General features: G+C 62.9%; 2 protein-coding genes. Both read left to right on the top strand.

From position 1 onward, the window contains the following. The first annotated feature begins 3 nt into the window (after positions 1 to 3). Entirely contained in the window at positions 4 to 4,872 is a 4,869-nt protein-coding gene (locus tag ACXJKH_RS14000) for an amino acid adenylation domain-containing protein (protein WP_457320129.1), read from the top strand. Next, on the top strand, positions 4,869 to 5,240 hold a 372-nt coding region (locus ACXJKH_RS13995; protein WP_457320127.1), incomplete at its 3' end, for a hypothetical protein. The genes ACXJKH_RS14000 and ACXJKH_RS13995, both read left to right, overlap by 4 nt.

The raw sequence follows: 5,240 nt of genomic DNA, 5'->3' as shown, positions 1-5,240 counted from the left end.
GCCATCCTCAAGGCCGGTGGTGCCTACCTGCCGTTGGATCCCGCCTATCCCACCGATCGCCTGGCCTTCATGCTGGACGATGCGGCGCCTCCGGTTGTATTGACCCATGCCTCTTCGCAGGCACCGCTGCAGGCGGCACTGGACGCTCTTGCGGCACCTCCAGCGGTGATCGACCTGCTGGTTGATGCCCATACCTGGAAAACGCAGGACGCCACCAACCTGGCGCCAGCGATGCTCGGGCTGGGCAGCCGAGACCTGGCCTACGTCATCTACACCTCCGGCTCCACCGGCAGACCCAAGGGGGTAATGATCGAGCATCATTCCTTGGTCAATCGGCTGGTGTGGATGCAGAAGACCTACGGGTTTGACAGCCACAGCACAATCCTGCAAAAGACCCCGATCACCTTCGACGTATCGGTCTGGGAACTCTTCGGTTCACTGTCTGCCGGTGCCTGCCTTGTGCTGGCACGCCCGAATGGACACAAGGATCCGGACTACCTAGTTGGCCTGATGAATGACCAGCAGATCACAATTGTCCACTTTGTTCCATCTATGTTGCAGGCCTTCGTCGACCACGAGGGCAGCGCCGGCTGCACCTCCCTGAAGGACGTTTTCTGCAGCGGCGAGGCACTTCCAGCCATGCTGGCCCGCCGCTTCATGGAGCGGCTGGAGACGACCCGACTGCACAACCTGTACGGGCCGACGGAAGCAACTGTCGACGTCACCGCTTGGACCTGCCCGCGGCCTTTCGAGGAAGACCAGCCCGTCACCATCGGCCGGCCGATCGACAACACGCGAGCCTACATCCTGGACCCGGCAGGTACCCCAACCCCGATCGGCGTGGTTGGCGAGCTGCATCTGAGCGGCGTCGGCCTGGCGCGTGGCTACCTCAATCGCCAAGAGCTGACGGCGGACAAGTTCATCGCCAATCCGTTCGTTCAGAACGACCGGCTGTACCGGACCGGCGACCTGGCTCGCTTCCTGGCCAACGGCGACATCGAGTACATAGGCCGAAATGACTTCCAGGTGAAGCTGCGCGGCTTCCGCATCGAGCTGGGCGAAATCGAAGCACAGTTGGCGGCATGCCCAGGCATCCGCGAAGCGATCGCGCTCGTCCGCGAAGATATGCCCGGTGACAAGCGGCTGGTCGCTTACTACACCACCGATGCCGGCGCCGTTCCGTCTGCAGAAATGCTGACGTCACGACTGGCCGCGGCACTGCCCGAGCATATGGTCCCGGCAGCGTATATCAAGATGGAGGGGATGCCAGTCACCAGCAACGGCAAACTGGACCGTGCAGTACTGCCGGCACCCGACCGGGAGACCTACGTGAGCAAGCCATACGTGGCGCCGGTCGGCAGGGTCGAAAACGAGCTGGCGCAGATCTGGAGTGAGGTCCTGGGCGTGGGTACCATCGGACGCAACGACAACTTCTTCGAGCTTGGCGGTCACTCGCTGTTGGCGGTGCGCATGCTGGAGCGGATGAAGCAGTCCAACCTTCATGCCAACGTACTCACCATCTTCAAGGCCCCGGTGCTGATGCAGCTGGCCGAGGCGGTGCAGGGCGAGCGCACCACGCGGACGAATGTGGTGCCCCCGGCGGTTCCGGAGGGAACGTCCCGGATCACACCAGAAATGGTCCCGCTGGCGGCACTGAGCCAGGAAGACATCGATCATATCGCCGAGGCTGTCGAAGGGGGCATGTCCAATATCAAGGACATCTATCCTCTAACCCACCTGCAGGAGGGCATCCTGTTCCATCACCTGATGGAAACGCAGAGCGATCCCTACCTGATGTGGAGCCTTGTGCGGTTCGGTGAAAAGCAGGCACTGGACGCCTACGTTGAGGCATTGAACGCGGTGATCGCGCGCCACGACATCTGCCGGACCAGCGTGGTCTGGGAAGGGCTGACCTCGCCGTTGCAGGTGGTCTGGCGCCAGGCACCGCTCTCCCTACAGGTCCTGACGTTCGACGCTGCCGTTGGCGACGTCGCAGAACAGTTGGTTGGCCACGTCGACCCCCGCCACTACCGACTCGACCTCCAGAGTGCGCCGTTGATGCGAGTCTACGCCGCGCATGATGCCGCCAGCGGACAGTGGCTCGCGATCCGGATGGTCCACCACCTTATCGACGATGTCACCACGGCACAGCTGCTCAATCATGAGGTCATGGCCATACTTCACGGCGGCGCAGCCGCGCTCCCATCGCCCCTGCCGTTCAAGCACGTGGTCGCACGTGCGCGACATGAAGGCAGCAATGCCGATGATGAGGCCTTCTTCCGCAGTATGCTGCGCGACGTCACGGAGGCGACCGCACCGTTCAATCTACTCAACGTACATGGCGATGGAGCCCACGTCGTCGAAGCCAGGCGGCGCCTGCCCATCGGCCTGTCCCGGCACATCAGACGCAAGGCCAAACAATTGGGGGTCAGTGCGGCCAGCCTGTTCCACGTAGCGTGGGCGCAGGTCGTCGCGCGCACGGCCGGCCGGCCCGATGCAGTCTTTGGCACCGTGTTGTTCGGTCGCATGTCTCTGGACGAATCGGCCGACCGCATCTTCGGCCCGTTCATCAACACCCTCCCCATCCTGGTAAAGGTGGAAGGCGTGGGTGCCACCGAGGGCGTCCGCGCCACCCATCGACGACTGACCGAGCTCATGTCCCATGAGCATGCCTCCCTTGCTCTGGCCCAGCGTTGCAGCGGTGTAGCCGCACCAGCTCCGCTGTTTACCGCCATTCTCAACTACCGCCACGCCATGAATGAGGCCGGAAATCCCATCGATGGCATGACCTCCACCCAGGTCGAGGAGCTGGTCAGCGAGGAACGCACCAACTATCCGCTTGTGCTCAATGTTGACGACATCGAAGAGGATTTCCTGACCTCCATCCAGGTCCTGCCGGCAGTAGATCCCGATCTGGTCTGCAACATGGTACGCACCGCGTTGGAATCGCTGATCCAGGCCTTGGAACAAGAGCCGGACAGCAACCTGCAGACGCTCGGCGTGCTGCCAGCCGAGGAACGGCACAAGATTCTGGTCGACTGGAATGCCACCGCCACACCATACCCGGCCAAGCGCTGCATTCATGAGCTGTTTGAGGCCCGTGCCGCCGAGTCCCCGGATGCCATCGCGCTGCGCTTCCAGGAACATACCCTCAGCTATCGCCAGCTCAATGAGCAGGCCAATCGCCTGGCCAGGCATCTGCGTGATCAAGGTGTCGCCCCCGGCGTGCAGGTTGCCATCTGCGTGGACCGTTCGCCGGAAATGGTCATCGGCCTGGTCGCCATCCTCAAGGCCGGCGGTGCCTATGTGCCGCTGGATGCAAGCTATCCTGTCGACCGGCTTGTTTCGATGCTGGCCGATGCACGCCCGCAGGTGGCGATGGTCCATGCAGCTACCCGCGACAAGCTGCGTAGTACCTTTGCCGGCCTGCCCGTGTTGCCGGTCGTGGTGGACCTGCAGGCCGATGCACAGGCCTGGGCAAACCAGGAGGCCACCAACCTGCCACCGGCCCTGCTTGGCCTGGGCAGCCGTGACCTGGCCTACATCATCTATACCTCCGGTTCCACGGGTAAGCCCAAGGGCATCAAAGTTGCCCATGCTCCGGTCATCAACCTGATCCATTGGGTCAACCGGACCTACCAGGTCGATCACAACGACTGCCTGCTGTTCATCACCTCGATCAGCTTTGACCTGTCCGTCTACGACATCTTCGGCATCCTGGCCGCCGGTGCCACCATCCAGATGGCCAGCACTGACCAGTTGGCCGATCCGCAGCGCTTGGCCGAGGCTGTGCTCGATCCGCGCGTGACCTTCTGGGATTCGGCCCCGGCCGCCCTGCAGCTGCTGGTGCCGTTCCTGCAGCAGATACCCCGGCAGAATCCCTCGCTGCGCCTGATCTTCAACAGTGGTGACTGGATCCCACTGTCGCTGCCCGGCGCCATGGCCGATGCCTTCCCCAATGCCCGCTTCATTTCCCTGGGCGGTGCCACCGAAGCGACCATCTGGTCCAACCACTTCGAAGTTCACCAGGTCAGCGGCGACTGGCGCAGCATCCCCTACGGCCGCCCGATCCAGAACGCCCGCTACTATGTGCTTGATGCCCACCTGCAGCCGGTCCCGGTCGGCGTCATCGGCAACCTGTACATCGCCGGTCCCTGCTTGGCCGAGGGCTATACCGACCCGCAACTGACCGCCGAGCGATTCGTCTCCTCGCCCTGGCCGGACATTCCCGGACCGCTCTACTGCACCGGTGACCTGGCCCGCTTCTTCTCCAACGGCGACATCGAGTTCATTGGCCGCAACGACTTCCAGGTCAAGGTTCGTGGCTTCCGCATCGAGCTGGGCGAAATCGAGGCCCAGCTGCTGCACTTCCCGGGCGTCCGCGATGCCATCGTCATGGTCCGCGAAGACGTGCCTGGCGACCACCGTCTGGTCGCCTACTACACCACCACCCACGACGCAGACGTATCCACCGAACGCCTGCTGACCCACCTGGGCGGCAAGCTACCCGAGTACATGGTGCCGGCTGCCTACGTGAAAATGGACGAGATGCCGGTGACATCCAACGGCAAACAGGACCGCAAGGCACTGCCGGCACCGGATGGCGAGGCCTACCTCAGCCGGCCGTACCAGGCGCCGATCGGCGAGATCGAAACCGAGCTGGCACGGATCTGGAGTGAAGTCCTGGGCGTGGAGAAGGTCGGTCGCCATGACAACTTCTTCGAGCTTGGCGGGCATTCCCTGCTGGCCGTGCGCATCATCGAGCACATGCGCCGATCGAACCTGCAGGCGGACATCCGCACCATCTTCACAACACCGGTGCTCGCGGATATTGCCGCCAATACCCAAGAATACGGAGAGATCGTCCTATGAGCCTTGCCTCACTTCACGCGCTGCTTCAGGTTCGGCAGGCCTCCATCCGCCAGGTCGACGGCAAACTGTCCCTTCGTGGTCCCGGTGCCGCCTTGAAGGACCGCGAACTCATCGATCTGATCAAGTCCAATCGCGACCAGATTCTCGAAAGGCTCGGCGCGGGCGAGTCCTTCAACTACGAGCAGGATGAAAGCGAAGCGATTCCGGCCAACCTGCTCGAGCCGGGTGTGGACAGGATCGTCCCCGAGCTGCTCCCCTTGCTGGACATCACGCAGGAAGAGATCGATCAGATCGTCGCTTCGATGGATGGCGGCGCTGCGGCCATCCAGGATATCTACCCGCTCACCCCACTCCAGGAAGGCATGCTC

It is taken from the genome of Stenotrophomonas sp. P5_B8, from assembly GCF_054049855.1.
The sequence above is the reverse complement of the archived record's forward strand: the minus strand, read 5'-3'. Positions and strand labels throughout refer to the sequence as shown.